Source organism: Xanthomonas sp. 3793 (genome assembly GCF_024806835.1).
In the GTDB taxonomy this organism is placed as follows: Bacteria; Pseudomonadota; Gammaproteobacteria; order Xanthomonadales; family Xanthomonadaceae; genus Xanthomonas; species Xanthomonas arboricola_F.
Genome location: NZ_JANTYU010000001.1, coordinates 536523 through 553144, shown reverse-complemented (window position 1 = coordinate 553144; position 16622 = coordinate 536523). Strand labels below are relative to the sequence as shown.

Genomic DNA, 16622 nt, shown 5'->3' with positions numbered 1-16622 from the left:
TCGCCTTGCCTGTTGCGTGCCCAGTGTGCTGGCCGACGGCAACGTCGACCTCGTGGTACCGCCTGACGATCATCCTGCTGCGTGCAGTGTCCCCAGTCGCTGCATGCCGGCCTGTTGGGCGATCAACGTCATCTCAATGCATCAGAACGACAGCCAGATCGATAATGCGTGAAGGGCAAGGCCGATCAATCCACCGACCAAGGTCCCATTGAAGCGAATGTATTGCAGATCGCGTCCCACACCCAATTCCAATTGTTCGACGAGGTGACGTTCGTCCCAACTTTTCACTGTCGATGCAATATGGTCGGTCACCGATGCACGCAGGCGCGTGGTGAGTTTGTCGGCTGCCTGCAGCATATGCTGGTTGAGTGCGTCACGCAGCGACGGATCCTGCGCCAAGGCCTGGCCGAGCGATTGCATGGAGCGCTCCATGTGCGCGGCCATCGACGAGTCCTCACGTGCCAGATCGTTGCGCAGCGCATCGCGGATCTCGCCCCACAGGCCCTGCACGTATTCCTGCAGCGCGGGATGTTCGATCGCACGTTGCTTGAGTTCTTCGACGCGCGCAGCCATGTCCGGCTCGTCGCGCAGGCGCGCGATGTAGCCTTGCAACCACGCTTCGTAGTCGAGCCTGATTGGATGCTCGGGCGTTTTGAGGATGTCCTGCAGTTCTTCGATGGCCGCACGCGCCATGCGGTCGGCCAGGCTGTCGCCGATCTCCTCGATCGGCTTGACCCAGTTCACCGTGCCGACCAGCTTGGGCCACTCGCGGCGCGCATACCGCACGATCAATGCAGACGCGCGCGTCTTGACCTGTTCCTGGTCCAGCCATTCGCCCAGCCGCAGCAGCACTTCGTCCAGCAACTTCTGATGGCGCCCGTCGGTGGTCAGCAAAGCCAGCACATCGCCGACAGTGGCGGCGGCATTCCATTTACGCAGGCGATCGACCACGAAGCGCTGGATGGCGCGGCGTACCGCGGCTTCGTCCAGCAGCTCCAGCGCCTGCAACATCCAGCCGCGCGCCATCTGCGCGAGCATGCGCGCCTGCTCGGGCTTGGCCAGCCATTCGCCGAGGCGGGTGGCGGGGTCGAACACGCGCAGTTTTTCCATCAACGCAGCCGGGGCGAGGAACTGGTCGCGCACGAATACCGCCAACCCGTCGGCCAATCGTTCCTTGCCGCGCGGCAGGATGGCGGTGTGCGGGATCGGCAGCCCCATCGGGCGGCGAAACAGCGCCACCACCGCAAACCAGTCGGCCAATGCGCCGACGGTGGCCGCTTCGCAGAAGGCCGACACCCACGCCCAGATGCCTTGCTCGCCCATCAGGTGACTGACGACGAAGCCGGCGAACATCGCCAGCAGCAAGGCCACCGCCAGCAGCTTCATGCGCTGCAGCTGGGCGCGACGGGGATCGATGGGGCGCGGAGCGCTGAGGCTGGGTTCCATCCGCGAAGTGTACCCAGTCGTTTGACCAAGGCATGTCCACGGCAGATGGCGCGGTCGCACGCGGTTGGTGGTGGCCGAGCATCCCGTGCCTGTGCTCCAGCTGCGCTCGCAACGGGGCGAGCAGGTATCTGTTGCCTTTGTAGGAGCGCACCCGGGCGCGAGGGGCTTTATCGGGACTGCCCCTCGCGCCCAGGTGCGCTCCTACGGGATGCGATTGGCGGGCGGGGGCGCTCAGCCGCACAGATGTAATCGCTGCGCTTGCAACGGAACGACCACGAGACTCTTGCCGTTGTAGGAGCGCACCCGGGCGCGAGGGGCTTTATCGGGACTGCCCCTCGCGCCCAGGTGCGCTCCTACAGGATGCGATTGGCGGGCGGGGGCGCTCAGCCGCACAGATGTTATAGCTGCGCTTGCAACGGAGCGACCACGAGACTCTTGCCGTTGTAGGAGCGCACCCGGGCGCGAGGGGCTTTATCGGGACTGCCTGTCGCGCCCAGGTGCGCTCCTACGGGATGCGGTTGGCGGGCGGGGGTGTGCTCAGCTGCGCCGATGTAATAGCTGCGTTTGCAACGGAGCGACCACGAGACTCTTGCCGTTGTAGGAGCGCACCTGGGCGCGAGGGGCTTTATCGGGATGGCCTGTCGCGCCCAGGTGCGCTCCTACGGGATGCGGTTGGCCGGTGGGCGCGCGCTCAGCCGCGCAGGCGCTCCAGCTGCGCCTGCAATGCCGTTACCTTGGCCTGCAACGCGGCGTTTTCGTTTTCCAGTTCGGTGACGCGGCGCTGCAAGGCCTTGACGTCGCGGCGCTCGGCTTCGCCGCCTTCGACCTCGTCCGGCTTGGGCTTGCGCTTGGCATCGCGCACGCGCTTGGCGGCCTGCTTGAGTTCGGCCTTGCCGGCCTGCGCGGCAGCGCGCTGTTCGTCTTCCGACAAGGTGGCCACGGCGGCCGCGGCGCTGATCGAGATCTCGCCGGCCTTCACTGCCTGCACCACTTCCGGTGCGGCCTGTTTGTGGATGCGCTCGATCATCACCACCTGGTTGCTGCTCAGGCGCGCTTCGCGTGCCAGCTCGGCGCGGCTCACCGGGGTGGAGGTTTCCTCCCACGGTGGGCTGTCGGTGTCGTCGGCCACACGGGCCGCGCTGTCGTCCAGGCCGGTGTCGGCTTGTTCGGCGTCCACCACCGGCGCTTCGGCGGCGGCATCGGCGTCGCGCTGGCTGCGCTGGCGTGCGGCCAGGATCTCGCGCTTGCGCAGCGCCAGTACGCCGCGCTGGAAGTCCGACACGCTGCGCCGGCCAAGATGCTGTTCGATCATCCACAGGTGCACGTCCTGCATCGAGGTAAAGCGCGGGTTCTGCACGGTCTGGAACGGCAGCCCGTGCTTTTGACAGATGCCGTAGCGGTTGTGGCCGTCCACCAGTACATCGCCCCACAACACCAAGGCATCGCGACAGCCTTCGGCCAGCAGGCTGCGCTCCAGCGCCTCGTGCTCGTCGGGGGTCAGCGGGTCGATGTAGGCCTTGAGTTCTTCTTTGACAACGAGGTTCATGGGGCAACTGCGGGGGAGTGCGGGGCCGGCATTGTAGAGAGCCTGCTCCGGCTTTGCGCGCTTGACGTGGTACCCGCGCCGTGACACGCGAGCGACGTCGGGCGCGGCCTCGACGCGCCGCGGTGGGGCTGGCCAGCAAATCGGCGCGTGTGCCGTGAGCAGTGCGACGCGGCCATGCGGCCTCGATCAGTGACCGCCTGTCACCGGCTGCAGCGCACTCCTGCCGGCCGCCGCACTAGTCCACCTGGCGCAGGATGCCGGCCAGGGTCTCGACCATCTGCCCGATCTGCTCGGCGGTGACGATCAACGGTGGCGACAGTGCGATCACATCGCCGGTGACGCGCACCAGCAGGCCGCCGTCGTGGAAGCAGCGCTCGAAGACCTCATAGCCGCGTGCCCCGGGCGCGCCGTCGCGTGGCGCCAGCTCGATCGCACCGATCAGGCCGATATTGCGGATATCGATCACGTGCGGCAGCCCGCGCAAGCTGTGCAGCGCGTCTTCCCACTGCGGGCCCAGCGTGATCGCACGCGAAAACAACCCTTCCTCGGCATAGGTGTCCAGGGTCGCAATCGCGGCCGCGCAGGCCAGCGGATGGCCGGAGTAGGTATAGCCATGAAACAACTCGATGGCGTTTTGCGGCCCGTGCATGAAGGCGTCATGGATCGCATCGGCCACCAGCACCGCGCCCATCGGCACCGTGCCGCTGGTCAGCCCTTTGGCGGCGGTGATGATGTCGGGCGTGACGCCGAAGCGCTGCGCGGCAAACGCCTCGCCCACGCGGCCGAAGCCGGTGATCACCTCGTCGAACACCAGGATGATGCCGTGGCGGTCGCAGATGGCGCGCAGCCGTTGCAGGTAGCCCTCCGGCGGCAGGATCACCCCGGCCGAGCCGGACACCGGTTCGACGAACACCGCGGCGATGGTGGAGGCGTCGTGCAGGGTGATCAGCCGCTCCAGGTCGTCGGCCAGCTCAGCGCCGTGCGCCGGCAGCCCCCGACTGTAGGCGTTGCGCTGCAGGTCCAGGGTGTGGCGCAGATGGTCGGTGCCGGCCAGCAGCGGGCCGAACCACTTACGGTTGTTGGGCAGCCCGCCGATCGACATGCCGCCGAAGCCGACCCCGTGGTACGCCTTCTCGCGGCCGATGAAACGGGTGCGCTGGCCTTCGCCGCGCAGGCGGTGGTAGGCCAGCACGATCTTCATCGCGCTATCGACCGCCTCCGAGCCGGAGTTGGTGAAGAACACATGGCCCAGGCCGGGCGGTGCGATGGCGACCAGGCGTTGCGCCAGTTCGAACGGTAGCGGGGAGCCCATCTGGAAGGTCGGGGCGAAATCCAGCGTACCGGCCTGTGCGCGAATCGCCGCCACGATGCGCTCGCGCGCATGTCCGGCATTGCAGCACCACAGGCCGGCGGTGCCATCCAGGATCTGCCGGCCGTCGACATCGCGGTAATGCATGCCCGCGGCCGAGGCGAGCAGGCGAGGGCGCGCCTTGAACTGGCGGTTGGCGGTGAACGGCATCCAGAATGCATCCAGCTGCGACGTCGCCGCCAGCGCGCCGGCGGTATCGTGCGAAGGGTGGTCGTGCATCGCGGGCTCCGTGACGGGAATGGCACGACTCTACGGCAGCCTGTGCGGTGCCGGTCACCCTGGCCGACCGCGGCACCGCACCAGCCGGGCCGGGCGGGGCGCGCGATCTAGTCCATAAGAACTAGTCAATTAGTCGCAAGGCCTGCCGCTAACGTCAAGGAAGGCTTGCGTGGCGCGGCTGTGGCAGCGCGATGGAACGCTGCGAGGCGATGCCGAGCATTGCAATGACGCGAGGATCGCCGATGATGCGCCAGACCGGCGCCTGTCGGGGCTGATTGTTGTCGCCGGCCTGATCGCAGCACGCCACTCCATCGCAGCCGTCAATCGTATTCATCGCAGTTCATCGCACTTTTATTTGGGGAAATGGGAATGACGCAAGGGTCCACCGTGGCGACAGCCAGCGGCGCTGACGCCGGTCTGCTGTCCAAGGAGCGCATCGTTGCGCGTCCGGGGTTCAATCGTTGGCTGGTGCCGCCGGCTGCATTGGCGATCCACCTGTGCATCGGCATGGCCTATGGCTTCAGTGTGTTCTGGCTGCCGTTGTCCAAGGCGCTGGGCATCACCGAGTCGATCGCGTGTCCGGCCGACATGGGCCTGTTCGCGCGCATGGTGGCGACCACCTGCGACTGGAAGATCAGCGAGCTGCAGTGGATGTACACGCTGTTCTTCGTGCTGCTGGGCTGTTCGGCGGCGATCTGGGGCGGCTGGCTGGAACGCGCCGGTCCGCGCAAGGCCGGCGTGGTCTCGGCGCTGTGCTGGTGCGGCGGGCTGGTGATCTCGGCAGCCGGCATCCACTTCCATCAGATCTGGATGCTGTGGCTGGGCTCGGGCGTGATCGGCGGCATCGGTCTGGGCCTGGGCTACATCTCGCCGGTGTCCACCCTGATCAAATGGTTCCCGGACCGCCGCGGCATGGCGACCGGCATGGCCATCATGGGCTTCGGTGGTGGCGCGATGATCGGCAGCCCGCTGGCCGATGCGCTGATGCGCCACTTCGCCACGCCGACCTCGGTGGGCGTGATGGAAACCTTCCTGGTGATGGCTGCGCTGTATTTCGTGTTCATGATGGCCGGCGCCTTCGGTTACCGCGTGCCGCCGAGCGGCTGGACGCCCGCCGGCTGGACCGCGCCGGTAGCCAGCAACAACGCCATGATCACCGCCAATCACGTGCACGTGAAAAAGGTCTGGGGCATCCCGCAGTTCTGGCTGTTGTGGGGCGTGCTGTGCCTGAACGTCTCGGCCGGTATCGGCGTGATCGGCATGTCCTCGCCGATGCTGCAGGAAGTGTTCGGCGGCCGCCTGATCGGCGTGGATATCGGCTTCGGCAGCCTGGATCCGACCCAGCTGGCCAGCATCGCGGCGATCGCGGCCGGCTTCACCGGCCTGCTCAGCCTGTTCAACATCGGCGGACGTTTCTTCTGGGCCAGCATGTCCGACAAGCTCGGCCGCAAGAACACCTATACGCTGTTCTTCGTGCTGGGCATCTGCCTGTATGCGGCGGCGCCGTCGGCCGGTGGCGTGGGCGGCATTGCGCTGTTCGTGGGCATCTTCTGCATCATCCTGTCGATGTATGGCGGCGGCTTCGCCACCATTCCGGCGTATCTGGCCGACCTGTTCGGCACCCAGATGGTGGGCGCCATCCATGGCCGTCTGCTGACCGCCTGGGCCACCGCCGGCATCCTGGGCCCGGTGGTAGTGGGGTACATGCGCGAGTACCAGCTGGCGCACGGCAGCCCGCCGTCACAGGTCTACAACACCACCATGTACATCCTCGCCGGCATGCTCGTGCTCGGCCTGATCTGCAATCTGTTGGTGCGCCCGGTGGCCGCGCGTCATTTCATGACGCCGGAAGAACTGGCACGCGAAAAGCAGCTGGCGCACGAGAAGGTCGACCGCAGCGGGCATGCGGTGCTGCCGCCGGAACAGATGGCGCGCATCGGGCATGGCGGCAATCCCGCGCTGGTCGCGTTCGCTTGGCTGGTGGTCGGCATCCCGATGGCGTTCGGTATCTGGGTGACGCTGCAGAAAGCCTTCGTGCTGTTCCATTGAGGTGAGATGACCAGTCCGTCTTCCCGCGCAGTGCGCCCCGGTAGTGTGGTGCGCACGGTGGTCCGCCACCGTGGCGGTCGCGGTGCCACGGTGCAGGACATGGTGGCGGCCGAAATGCCGGTTGCCCTGATCTATAACCAGGTGCCGTTCGCGGTGATGATGGCCACGCCGGAGGACCTGGAGGATTTCGCGCTCGGCTTCTCATTGAGCGAGGGCATCGTTAACCATGCGCAGGACCTGCGCGTGGTCGCGGTGGAAACCTTTCTGGAAGGCGCTTCGTTGCAGATCGAAATCCCGCCCGAGCGCGCGGCCGCGTTGGATCAGCGGCGGCGCAACCTGGATGGACGCAGCGGTTGCGGCGTGTGCGGCAACGAATCGATCGAGGCGGTGCTGCGCGTGCCGCCGCGGCTGCAGTCGACGCTGCAGATCGATGCCGATGCATTGGCGCGTGCGCTGGACGCGTTGCATGCGCAGCAGCCGATTGCCGCGCAGACCGGCGCGGTGCATGCGGCCGGCTGGGCCGATGCGCATGGGGTGGTGCAGCTCGTGCGCGAAGACGTCGGGCGCCACAACGCCCTGGACAAATTGATCGGTGCATTGGCGCGCGCGCGCATCGATGCATCGCAAGGGTTTGCGGTGGTCACCAGCCGCGCCAGTTACGAAATGGCCATGAAAGCCGCGCAGGCCCGGATTCCGCTGCTGGCAGCGATTTCCGCGCCGACCGCGCTGGCGATCAGCCTGGCCGACAGCGCGGGACTGACCCTGATCGGGTTTGCCCGCAATCACGATTGTGTCGTTTACAGCCATCCACAACGCCTGGATCTGGGCGTTGCCGTGGGAGAGCCCGCATGAGCAAGAAAACCATCAAGCAGTACGACAATCCCGCGGGCGGCTGGGGCGCATTGCGCTCGGTGGCCAAGCACCTGATGGAACAGGACATCGCGGTGCAGGGCGCCAAGACGCTGCTGCACGCCAACCAGCCGGACGGCTTCGATTGCCCGGGCTGCGCCTGGCCGGACCGCGACCATACCTCCACCTTCGAGTTCTGCGAAAACGGCGCCAAGGCCGTGGCCGCCGAATCCACCGCGCGCCGGGCCGGGCCGGAACTGTTCGCCTCGCACAGCGTCAGCCTGTTGTCGCAGTACAGCGACTATTGGCTGGAAGGGCAGGGCCGGCTGACCCAGCCGATGCGCTACGACGCCGCCACCGACCACTACGTGCCGGTGAGCTGGGACGACGCGTTTGCGCAGATCGCCGGCCATCTCAACGGCCTGGCGACGCCGGATGAGGCGATCTTCTACACCTCCGGGCGTACCAGCAACGAAGCGGCGTTTTTGTATCAATTGTTCGTGCGCGAATTCGGCACCAACAACTTCCCGGACTGCTCCAACATGTGCCACGAACCGTCCGGCACCGCGCTGCGGTCGCAGATCGGCGTGGGCAAGGGCACGGTGTCGCTGCACGATTTCGAACTGGCCGACGCCATCTTCATCTTCGGCCAGAATCCCGGCACCAATCACCCGCGCATGCTCGGCGAATTGCGCCAGGCCTCCAAGCGCGGCGCGGCGATTGCGGCGTTCAATCCGCTGCGCGAGCGCGGGCTGGAGAAGTTCGCCGACCCGCAGGACAAGCTGGAGATGCTGCACAACGGCTCCACCCGCATCGCCTCGGATTATTTCCAGCTCAAGATCGGCGGCGACCTGGCGGCATTGAAGGGCATCATCAAGCATGTGCTGGAGCGCGATGCGCAGGCCCAGCGCGACGGCACGCCGCGTCTGCTGGATCTGGATTTCATCGCCGAGCACACTGCCAATTTCGAGGCATTCGCTGCCGATGTGCATGCGGAAAGCTGGAGCACCATCGTCGAAGAGTCCGGTCTGGACGAGGCGGCGCTGCGCAAGGCCGGCGAGATCTATCTGAAGGCCGAGCGCGTGATCGCCTGCTGGGGCATGGGCATCACCCAGCACAAGCACTCGGTGGCCACCATCCACATGATCACCAACCTGCTGCTGCTGCGCGGCCACCTGGGCCGTCCCGGCGCAGGCGTGTGCCCGGTGCGCGGGCACAGCAACGTGCAGGGCGACCGCACGATGATGATTTACGAAAAACCGCCGGCCGCATTCCTGGACAAGCTGCAGTCGGTGTTCGGCTTTGCGCCGCCACGCGAAGACGGCTTCGATACCGTTGGCGCGATCGAAGCGATGCTGGACGGGCGCGGCAAGGTGTTCTTTGCGATGGGCGGCAACTTTGCCGCCGCCACGCCGGATACCGATGCCACGCATCGTGCGCTGCGTAACTGCGAGCTCACCGTCCACGTCACCACCAAGCTCAATCGCAGCCACCTGGTACATGGACGCGATGCGCTGATCCTGCCGTGCCTGGGGCGTACCGAAATCGATATCCAGGACGCCGGCTCGCAGGGCGTGACGGTGGAAGACTCGATGAGCATGGTGCACCTGTCGGCCGGCATCAATCCGCCGGCCTCGCCGGACCTGCTGTCCGAGCCGGCGATCGTGGCGCGCATGGCCGAAGCCACCCTAGGGGCGCGCAGTGCGATCCGCTGGCGCTGGCTGGTGGGCGACTACGACCGCATCCGCGACCTCATCGCGCAGGTGTTCCCGGACTTTGCCGACTTCAACCAGCGTGTGCGCACGCCGGGCGGTTTCCGCCTGTCCAACACCGCGCGCGACCGCAACTGGATCACGCCCGAACAGCGTGCGGTGTTCAAATCGCACGCAGTGCCCACCGACAACCCGATCCATCGTGCGCGGCGTTCGCGTGGCGATCAGATGGTTTTCACGTTGGCCACCACGCGCTCGCACGACCAATACAACACCACCATCTACGGGCTGGACGATCGCTACCGCGGCGTCTTTGGCGAGCGCCGCGTACTGTTCATCAACGGCGCCGACATTGCCGCGTTGAACATGACGGCCGGCGACTGGGTGGACCTGGAAAGCCTGTGCGAGGACGGCGTACGCCGCGAGGCGAGGCGTTTCCTGCTGGTAGACTACAACATCCCGCGTGGCTGCCTGGCGGCGTACTACCCGGAAACCAACGCGTTGGTGCCGCTGTCCAGCTTCGCCGACGAAGCGCGCACGCCCACCTCCAAGTCGATTCCGGTGATCGTGCTGCCGCATCGCGCCGAGACTGCCGATGCGGCGCCGCGCGATATCGGAGCGGTGCTTGTCCGCTGATCCACAGCTCACAGCACAGTTGCTCACCGCGCTGGCTGACACGCCCGACGGCGTGTCGCTGGCGCGGCTGTGCAAACAGCTAGGCGTGCGCATGAGCGTGCTGTTGCGAACACTGGCATGGCTGGGCAGTGCCAGTCTGGATGGGCAGCCCGGTCCGGGCTGGATTCGGGTGGAAGACCGCAATGAGCGGCAATTTGCAGTGTTGACGCCCGCTGGGTTGGCAGCGCATGTGCAGCGCGGGACGGCGCACGCGCCAAACGTCGACTGAGCAATGTGCTGGTTGCCCAGCCACCATCGTGGGATCGTTGGCGGCTAGGGTTGAAAGCTTGGTCAGTCGAAGGCGCGGTGCCCTCACCGCTTGCGGGACACGCCGTGAATCCGTCCGTGGAGGCTCGATGGCGGCATCCATGCCGCCAACGGTCCCGCAAGCGGCGAGGACACCGCACCAGACAGTTTGCTGGCTGTTTTGTTGAAAGCCATGCATACCGACCATCTTGACCAGCTCTTGCCCGCCCACCGTCGCGGGACCTTACGCGGCATAGATGCCGCGTAAGAGCTACAGGGACGTACTTGCAGCGTGTCCCGCGATGGTGGACGGGTGAAGGCCCTGCAGCAAACTCACAGCGTCGAGGGCGCGATGCCCTCACCGCTTGCGGGACACGCCGTGAATCCGTCCGTGGAGGCTCGATGGCGGCATCCATGCCGCCAACGGTCCCGCAATCGGTGAGGACACCGCGCCAGACAGTTTGCTGGCTGTTTACTGAAACCATGCACACCGACCCTCTCGACTGGTCCTTGCCCGCCCACCGTCGCGGGACCTTACGCGGCATGGATGCCGCGTAAGAGCTTACAAGGACGTACTTGCAGCGTGTCCTGCGATGGTGGGCGGGCAAGGGCCCTGCAGCCAAACCGCAGATCATCGGCTCTACAAGTGACCTATCTGCTTTGTATAAACGCCCCTTACGTGCGGCGGGTCCCGCGATGGTGGGCGGCAGACGAGGACCCTGCAGCCAGGTCGCAGACCATCCGCTTCGCAAGTGATCTATCCGCACTCCGATTACCCCCAAGACAACCGAGATCTCATTGCCTTGCTGTCGACAAAACAAGCGGTCACGTCTGTAACTTTTTGCAGGCAGGTTGGCCTGCGCAAACCACTGCTGTGATCTGCCAGAATCGGCCGTCTTGTCTTGTCTGGATGCCGATCAACGATGACTGCCGCCGCGCCGCTCGCCACACCCATCAATTCACCCGCGCGCGTGCTGTTCGCCAGCCTGATCGGCACCACCATCGAGTTCTTCGATTTCTACATCTATGCCACCGCTGCGGTGCTGGTGTTCCCGACCTTGTTCTTTCCTGCCGGCGACGGCAGTGCGGCGATGCTGCAGTCGCTGGCAACCTTTGCGGTGGCCTTCATCGCGCGTCCGGTGGGCTCGGCCGTCTTCGGCCACTTCGGCGATCGGGTAGGCCGCAAGGCCACCTTGGTGGCGGCGCTGTTGACCATGGGCCTGTCCACGGTCGCCATTGGTCTGTTGCCCGGCTATGCGCAGATCGGGGTCTGGGCTCCGCTGCTGCTGGCGCTGTGCCGGTTCGGTCAGGGGTTGGGCCTGGGCGGCGAGTGGGGCGGAGCGGTGTTGCTCGCCACCGAGAACGCACCGCCGGGCAAGCGCGTGTGGTACGGCATGTTTCCGCAGCTGGGTGCGCCGTTGGGCTTTCTGCTGTCCACCGGCACCTTCCTGGGGATGGGCGCGCTGCTGGACGATGCGGCCTTCATGCAATGGGGGTGGCGGGTGCCGTTTCTGGCCAGCGCCCTGTTGGTGATCACCGGCCTGTGGGTACGCCTGAGCATCACCGAAACGCCGGACTTTCAACAAGCCCTGGATCGCAAGACGCGCGTGCGGCTGCCGCTGGGTACCGTGATCTCGCAGCACTGGCCGGCGTTGATCATTGGCACGTTGGGCGCGTTCGCCACCTTCGTGCTGTTCTATCTGATGACCGTGTTCGCGTTGGGCTATGGCACAAAGACGCTGGGCTACGACAAGGAACAATTCCTGCTGCTGCAGATGGCCGGTATCGTGTTCTTTGCGCTGGGCATCCCGCTGTCGGCCAGGTTCGGCGATCGGCACGGCGCACCGTTGGCGATGATGCTGGCCAGCGTCGCCATCATTGCGTTCGGGCTGGCGTTTGCGCCGTTGTTCCAGGCCCATCACCCATTGCAGGTGTTGGCCTTCCTTGGGCTGGGCTTCTTCTTCATGGGGCTGACCTATGGTCCCTGCGGCACCTTGCTGGCGGAGTTGTATCCCACCGAGGTGCGCTACACCGGCGCGTCGTTGTCCTTCAATCTGGCCAGCATCCTGGGCGCGGCACCGGCGCCGTACGTGGCCACGCAATTGGCGGGACGCTACGGGGTGCAGGCGGTGGGTTACTACCTTGGCGCAGCCGCGGTGCTGAGCCTGCTCGCGCTGATGGTGGCGCGGCGTTCGCGTCGCTCGATGCTCTTCGATACGCGATTGCGGTAAGCGCGGGTGTCGGCCTGAGATGGTGGGTGATCGCTAACGCCTGGTCGCGCCCCGCTGCGCTCCTGCGGTGCTGGATAAGACGCACTTTGACCTGCGTCCAGGCCAGCGGCCTTGTTGGTGCGGGCGTGCGGCGCTCAGCTCGCCAGGCGCACCTGGTTGCGTCCGCCGGCCTTGGCCAGGTACAGATATTTGTCGGCTTCGTTCAACAGGTGGTGCAGCGACTGGTCGCCTTCGGTCGCGATGCACACGCCGATGCTCACCGTCATGCTCAGCGTGTCGTCGCCGATGCGCACACGTAGCGCACTGATGCTTTCGCGCAGGGCTTCGAAGTAGCTGGTGGCATTGGCTGCATCCAGCCCCGGCACCAGCAGGCAGAATTCTTCGCCACCGAAACGCGCCACCAGGTCCTGCGGGCGGGCATGCCCCGACACCGATGCGGCCACCGCGCGCAACGCCTGGTCGCCGGCTTCGTGGCCCCAGGTGTCGTTGATGTGCTTGAAGTGGTCGATGTCCAGCATGGCCGCGGTCACCGTCTGGTCCTGCGACAGCAACTGCGGGATCACCCGCTGGCTCTGTTCCAGGAAATAACGCCGATTGGGCAGGCCGGTGAGGAAATCGCGGGTGGCCAGGTCCTGCAGCGTACCGATCAATTCCAGCTGGTCCACGTTCTGCGAGACGCGGCAGAAGAATTCTTCACGCGAGAACGGCTTGCGCAGGAAGTCGTTGGCGCCGTTCTTCAGGAAGCGCGGAATCAACGACGAGTCGCTGTTGCCGGAAATGCCGATCACCGCAACCTTGTCGCGCGAGCGCAGCGCCCGCAACCGGCGGGTGAATTCCACGCCTTCCATGCCCGGCATTTCCTGGTCGACGATGGTCAGGCGGATGCCGGGGTCGCGTTCGATCGCTTCCAGGCCGGCGGCGCCGTCGGCGGCCAGCACCACGCGGTAGCCGTACATCGACAGCAGGGCGGCGGCATACGTACGAGCAGACAAGGAATCGTCCACCACCAGCGCGCCGATGCGGCGATTACGTTCAAGGCGCTGCACCAGCCAGGCCAGATATTCGATGCTGCCCGGTGCGTTTTTGAGCACGTAGTCGATGATCTGCTGCTGCAGCACGCGCTGGCGCAGATCCTCGTCGTACACGCCGCTGACCACCACGGTCGGCAGGTTGCGCGAGAGGAAGAACTCCACCACCTTGTCGCGGTCGCCGTCGACCAGCACCAGGCCGGTCAGGACCAGGAACCAACCGTCTTCTTCGTCGAGCACGCGTGCGGCTTCGGCCAGGGTCGATACGACCGTGACCGGCAGTTCCACACGTTGCTCGATGGCTTCGCGCAGCATGCTGGTGAACGTGCGCGAGTTCTCCACCAGCAACACGCGTTGCGGCAGGACTGCGCTCTCACTATTGCGATGTAGGGTACCTGGGGACATCGGCTGGCCGTGTGGATCGAACCGTCAGATCAGCTAACGGCTCTGCTCGTCAAAACTTGAGCGCTTCGTCGCAGCTTGCGATTCTCCCGATGGCGGTCACCACAGCGCATCGCGCAGGCGGTACCAGCTCATGGCCGCCACCAGCAGCGGGGTGCGCAGCCGCTGCCCGCCAGGGAACGGGCGGTGCGGGATACGTGCAAACACATCCAGTCGTTGGCTCTGGCCGGCGATGGCTTCGGCGATCACCTGGCCGGCCAGACCCGTGGCCGCCACGCCGTGGCCGGAGAAGCCCTGGGCGAAATACACATTCGGCGCGAGCCGCCCCCAATGCGGCGCGCGGTTGCGCGAAATGTCCACATAGCCGCCCCAGACGGTCTCCAGCCCCACATCGCGCAGCTGCGGGAAGACGGTGTGCATGCGCCGGGTCATCAGGCGCTGCAGGCCTGGTGGCGGGCGCGAGGAATAACTGGCACGCCCGCCGAACAGCAGCCGGTGATCGGCGCTGAGCCGGTAATAGTCCAGCGCCCAGTTGGTATCGGCCACCGCCATGTCGTTGCCGATCAGGGCACGCGCACGCGCCTGGCCCAGCGGCGGGGTGGCGCCGACATAGGTGCCGACCGGCATGATGCGCTGCTCCAGCGGCGCGGCGATGCCGTGCAGCAGGGCGTTGCCGGCAATCACACCGAAGTCCGCGGCGACGCTGCCCTCGGCGGTGTGCATCGTCACCTGTGCACCAGCGTCCTGCCGGGTCACCGCCGCGTCCTCGAAGATGCGCACGCCGGCCGCCAGCGCCGCCCGCGCCAGGCCGAAGGCGTAGGCCAGCGGATGCAGATGGCCGCTGGCGGGGTCGAACATCGCACCCAGATACAGCGGGCTGTCCAGCACCTGGCGGGTGCGGGCGCGGTCCCACCACTCCAGCGGATAGTCGTAGCGCTCGGCCATGCGCACGATGCCGTGCTGCAGTGCCCGCACCTGGCGCGGCTTGAGCGGGACATGGGCATGACCATCGCGCCAGTCGCAGGCGATGGCATGGCGCGCGATGCGCTGGCGCAGCAGGCGCATGCCATCGCGCGAGAAATTGAACAGCAGCCGCGCATCTGCATCGCCGACCAGTGCTTCCAGGGTTTCCTGTTCGCAGCCGTAGCCGACGATGGCTTGGCCGCCGTTGCGACCGGAAGCGCCCCAGCCGATGCGCCGTGCCTCCAGCACGACGACCCGGTAGCCGGCTTCGGCCAGCACAAGCGCTGCGGTCAGGCCGGTATAGCCGGCACCGAGAATGCAGACGTCGGCGCGTTCGGCGCCGCGCAGGCGTGGCTGCGCGGGCAGGGCAGGTGCGCTGTGCGCGTACCAGCTGTCCGGATAGCCGCCAACCGCGGTGTCGGCATGCGGCAGCGGGTTGGCCGGGCTGCCCATCACACGGTCCGCAGATACCGGGCGTAATCGATGTCCGGCACCAACGCCTGATAGTCGAGCAGCTCGCGTTGCTTCTGCTGCCCGAACACATGCCGGAACTGTGTGCCCAACTGCGTGCCGATGAACTCGCTGGACACGAACGCATCGACCGCGCCCTGCCAGGTGCGTGGCTCGAAGACCTCTTGCGCATAGGCATTGCCGCTGATGGGCGGCGTGGGCTCGGCGGGTTGCTGCAGGCCATCCAGGATGGCCGCCAGCACCGCGGCCGCGGCCAGATACGGGTTGGCATCGGCGCCGGCGATGCGATGTTCGATACGCGTGTTGCGGGCATCGCTATGCGGGATACGCAGCGCCACGGTGCGGTTGTTGAAGCCCCAGCTGGCATCCAGCGGCACGAAGGCGTTGCTGACGAAGCGTCGGTAACTGTTGGCGTGCGGGGCAAACAACAGCAGCGACGCGTCTGCATGCCGCTGCAGCCCGGCAATGGCGTGGCGCAGGCTCTCGGCAGGCATCTGGGCCGGGCCGGCCAGCACGTTGTGCCCGGCGGCATCGAGCAGGCTGACATGCAGGTGCAGGCCACTGCCAGCCTGCCCGGGAAAGGGCTTGGCCATGAAGCTGGCCAGCATGCGCTGCTGCTGCGCGATGGCCTTGATGGTGCGTTTGAGCAGGATCGCCTCGTCGCAGGCGGCCACCGCATCGGCGCGATGCTGCAGGTTGATCTCGAACTGGCCCGGTGCGTACTCGGCCACGGCAGTATCGGCGGGAATGCCTTGCTGGCGGCATGCAGCGGTGACCGCATCGGTAAAGCCACGGTGATCGTCCAGGTCCTGCAACGCATACACCTGCGTGCTGTCGCCGCGGATGCCGGTGACCGGGTCGCGCGGCGTCTGCGGGCGTCCCTGCGCATCGGGCACCGCATCGAACAGGTAGAACTCCAGCTCCACCGCCACCACCGGGGTCAGCCCGAGTGCGGCAAAGCCTTGCACCACCCGCTGCAATACTGCGCGCGGTGCGACCTCGAACAGGCTGCCGTCCGGCGTGTGCATCGCCAGCAGCAGCTGCGCCATCGGCTGCGGCGCCCACGGTACCGGGCGCAGCGAGCCGGGGATCGGCCGGCAGATGCGGTCGGCATCGCCGATGGCATAGCCAAGCCCGGTTTCTTCCACGGTGTTGCCGGTGATGTCGGTGGCGATCAGCGACATCGGCAGGCACACGCCATCGCGGTAGACCTTGTGCAGCACATCGGCAGTGACGCGCTTGCCGCGCAGCACGCCGTTGGTGTCGGGCAACAACAGGTCGACGGAGTGGCAGCCTGCGATGCGCGCCAGGGTGGCGGCATCGGCAGCGGGCAGCGATGCGACGGAAGTCTCGGAAGCCATGGGCACCACCTGCGAAGTCGCCGCCCAGCCTAGCAAAGCACGCGTGATCTTTTGC

Annotated in this window: 12 protein-coding genes and 1 pseudogene; 6 read left to right on the top strand and 7 right to left on the bottom strand. The window is 66.4% G+C overall.

The genetic code is table 11. The features are described 5' to 3' along the window. Positions 1 to 141: 141 nt before the first annotated feature. The 3 genes from FHY18_RS02315 to FHY18_RS02305 form a co-directional block, all read right to left on the bottom strand. Positions 142 to 1446, bottom strand: coding sequence for a DUF445 family protein (locus FHY18_RS02315; RefSeq protein ID WP_259150744.1), 1305 nt, complete (start codon positions 1444 to 1446; stop codon positions 142 to 144). Between the two features lie 691 nt (positions 1447 to 2137). Then, entirely contained in the window at positions 2138 to 2992 is an 855-nt protein-coding gene (locus tag FHY18_RS02310) for a plasmid replication/partition related protein (RefSeq protein WP_259150742.1), read from the bottom strand. A 235-nt stretch (positions 2993 to 3227) separates the two neighbouring features. Continuing rightward, positions 3228 to 4580 carry an aspartate aminotransferase family protein gene (locus tag FHY18_RS02305; RefSeq protein ID WP_259150741.1) on the bottom strand — a complete coding sequence of 451 codons (1353 nt, stop codon included), beginning with the start codon at positions 4578 to 4580 and terminating at the stop codon, positions 3228 to 3230. Between the two features lie 169 nt (positions 4581 to 4749). Here FHY18_RS02305 and FHY18_RS02300 point away from each other — a divergent pair, with 169 nt between their 5' ends. From FHY18_RS02300 to FHY18_RS02280, 5 genes are read left to right on the top strand one after another with little or no spacing between them, the layout of a single operon-like run. Then, complete coding sequence (locus FHY18_RS02300; protein ID WP_259150740.1) at positions 4750 to 4953, top strand: hypothetical protein; 204 nt, start codon at positions 4750 to 4752, stop codon at positions 4951 to 4953. Beyond that, positions 4950 to 6629, top strand: coding sequence for an OFA family MFS transporter (locus FHY18_RS02295; RefSeq protein ID WP_259150736.1), 1680 nt, complete (start codon positions 4950 to 4952; stop codon positions 6627 to 6629). The genes FHY18_RS02300 and FHY18_RS02295 overlap by 4 nt, the downstream gene beginning before the upstream one ends. Positions 6630 to 6635: 6 nt before the next feature. Next, positions 6636 to 7481, top strand: a complete 846-nt coding sequence (fdhD, locus tag FHY18_RS02290) for a formate dehydrogenase accessory sulfurtransferase FdhD (RefSeq protein WP_259150735.1) — start codon at positions 6636 to 6638, stop codon at positions 7479 to 7481. After that, a complete protein-coding gene (locus FHY18_RS02285; RefSeq protein WP_259150733.1) occupies positions 7478 to 9826 on the top strand; it encodes an FdhF/YdeP family oxidoreductase in 2349 nt (782 codons plus the stop codon). The genes fdhD and FHY18_RS02285 overlap by 4 nt, the downstream gene beginning before the upstream one ends. Further along, complete coding sequence (locus tag FHY18_RS02280; RefSeq protein WP_259150732.1) at positions 9816 to 10094, top strand: hypothetical protein; 279 nt, start codon at positions 9816 to 9818, stop codon at positions 10092 to 10094. The genes FHY18_RS02285 and FHY18_RS02280 overlap by 11 nt, the downstream gene beginning before the upstream one ends. An 83-nt stretch (positions 10095 to 10177) precedes the next feature. Here the strand turns inward: FHY18_RS02280 and FHY18_RS22050 are convergent. Beyond that, positions 10178 to 10370 (bottom strand): annotated as a pseudogene (locus FHY18_RS22050) (hypothetical protein). A gap of 664 nt (positions 10371 to 11034) precedes the next feature. On the opposite strand from FHY18_RS22050, the gene FHY18_RS02275 reads away from it, so the two are divergent. Continuing rightward, a complete protein-coding gene (locus FHY18_RS02275) occupies positions 11035 to 12342 on the top strand; it encodes an MFS transporter (RefSeq protein ID WP_259150729.1) in 1308 nt (435 codons plus the stop codon). A gap of 134 nt (positions 12343 to 12476) precedes the next feature. Here the strand turns inward: FHY18_RS02275 and FHY18_RS02270 are convergent, their stop codons facing one another. The 3 genes from FHY18_RS02270 to FHY18_RS02260 form a co-directional block, all read right to left on the bottom strand. After that, positions 12477 to 13775, bottom strand: coding sequence for a diguanylate cyclase (locus FHY18_RS02270; protein ID WP_259150727.1), 1299 nt, complete (start codon positions 13773 to 13775; stop codon positions 12477 to 12479). 96 nt (positions 13776 to 13871) lie between these two features. Continuing rightward, positions 13872 to 15188 (bottom strand): FAD-binding oxidoreductase, encoded by a 1317-nt coding sequence (locus FHY18_RS02265; protein WP_259150725.1) that lies wholly within the window; start codon positions 15186 to 15188, stop codon positions 13872 to 13874. Then, a complete protein-coding gene (locus FHY18_RS02260; protein WP_259150724.1) occupies positions 15188 to 16567 on the bottom strand; it encodes a glutamine synthetase family protein in 1380 nt (459 codons plus the stop codon). Before FHY18_RS02260 ends, FHY18_RS02265 begins: the two co-directional genes overlap by 1 nt. Between the last annotated feature and the right edge of the window lie 55 nt (positions 16568 to 16622).

Bases quoted from the DNA above. Each gene is read 5' to 3' on its own strand.
- FHY18_RS02315 (WP_259150744.1), bottom strand. From the start codon at position 1,446: ATGGAACCCAGCCTCAGCGCTCCGCGCCCCATCGATCCCCGTCGCGCC.
- FHY18_RS02310 (WP_259150742.1), bottom strand. From the start codon at position 2,992: ATGAACCTCGTTGTCAAAGAAGAACTCAAGGCCTACATCGACCCGCTG.
- FHY18_RS02305 (WP_259150741.1), bottom strand. From the start codon at position 4,580: ATGCACGACCACCCTTCGCACGATACCGCCGGCGCGCTGGCGGCGACG.
- FHY18_RS02295 (WP_259150736.1), top strand. From the start codon at position 4,950: ATGACGCAAGGGTCCACCGTGGCGACAGCCAGCGGCGCTGACGCCGGT.
- fdhD (WP_259150735.1), top strand. From the start codon at position 6,636: ATGACCAGTCCGTCTTCCCGCGCAGTGCGCCCCGGTAGTGTGGTGCGC.
- FHY18_RS02285 (WP_259150733.1), top strand. From the start codon at position 7,478: ATGAGCAAGAAAACCATCAAGCAGTACGACAATCCCGCGGGCGGCTGG.
- FHY18_RS02275 (WP_259150729.1), top strand. From the start codon at position 11,035: ATGACTGCCGCCGCGCCGCTCGCCACACCCATCAATTCACCCGCGCGC.
- FHY18_RS02270 (WP_259150727.1), bottom strand. From the start codon at position 13,775: ATGTCCCCAGGTACCCTACATCGCAATAGTGAGAGCGCAGTCCTGCCG.
- FHY18_RS02265 (WP_259150725.1), bottom strand. From the start codon at position 15,188: ATGGGCAGCCCGGCCAACCCGCTGCCGCATGCCGACACCGCGGTTGGC.
- FHY18_RS02260 (WP_259150724.1), bottom strand. From the start codon at position 16,567: ATGGCTTCCGAGACTTCCGTCGCATCGCTGCCCGCTGCCGATGCCGCC.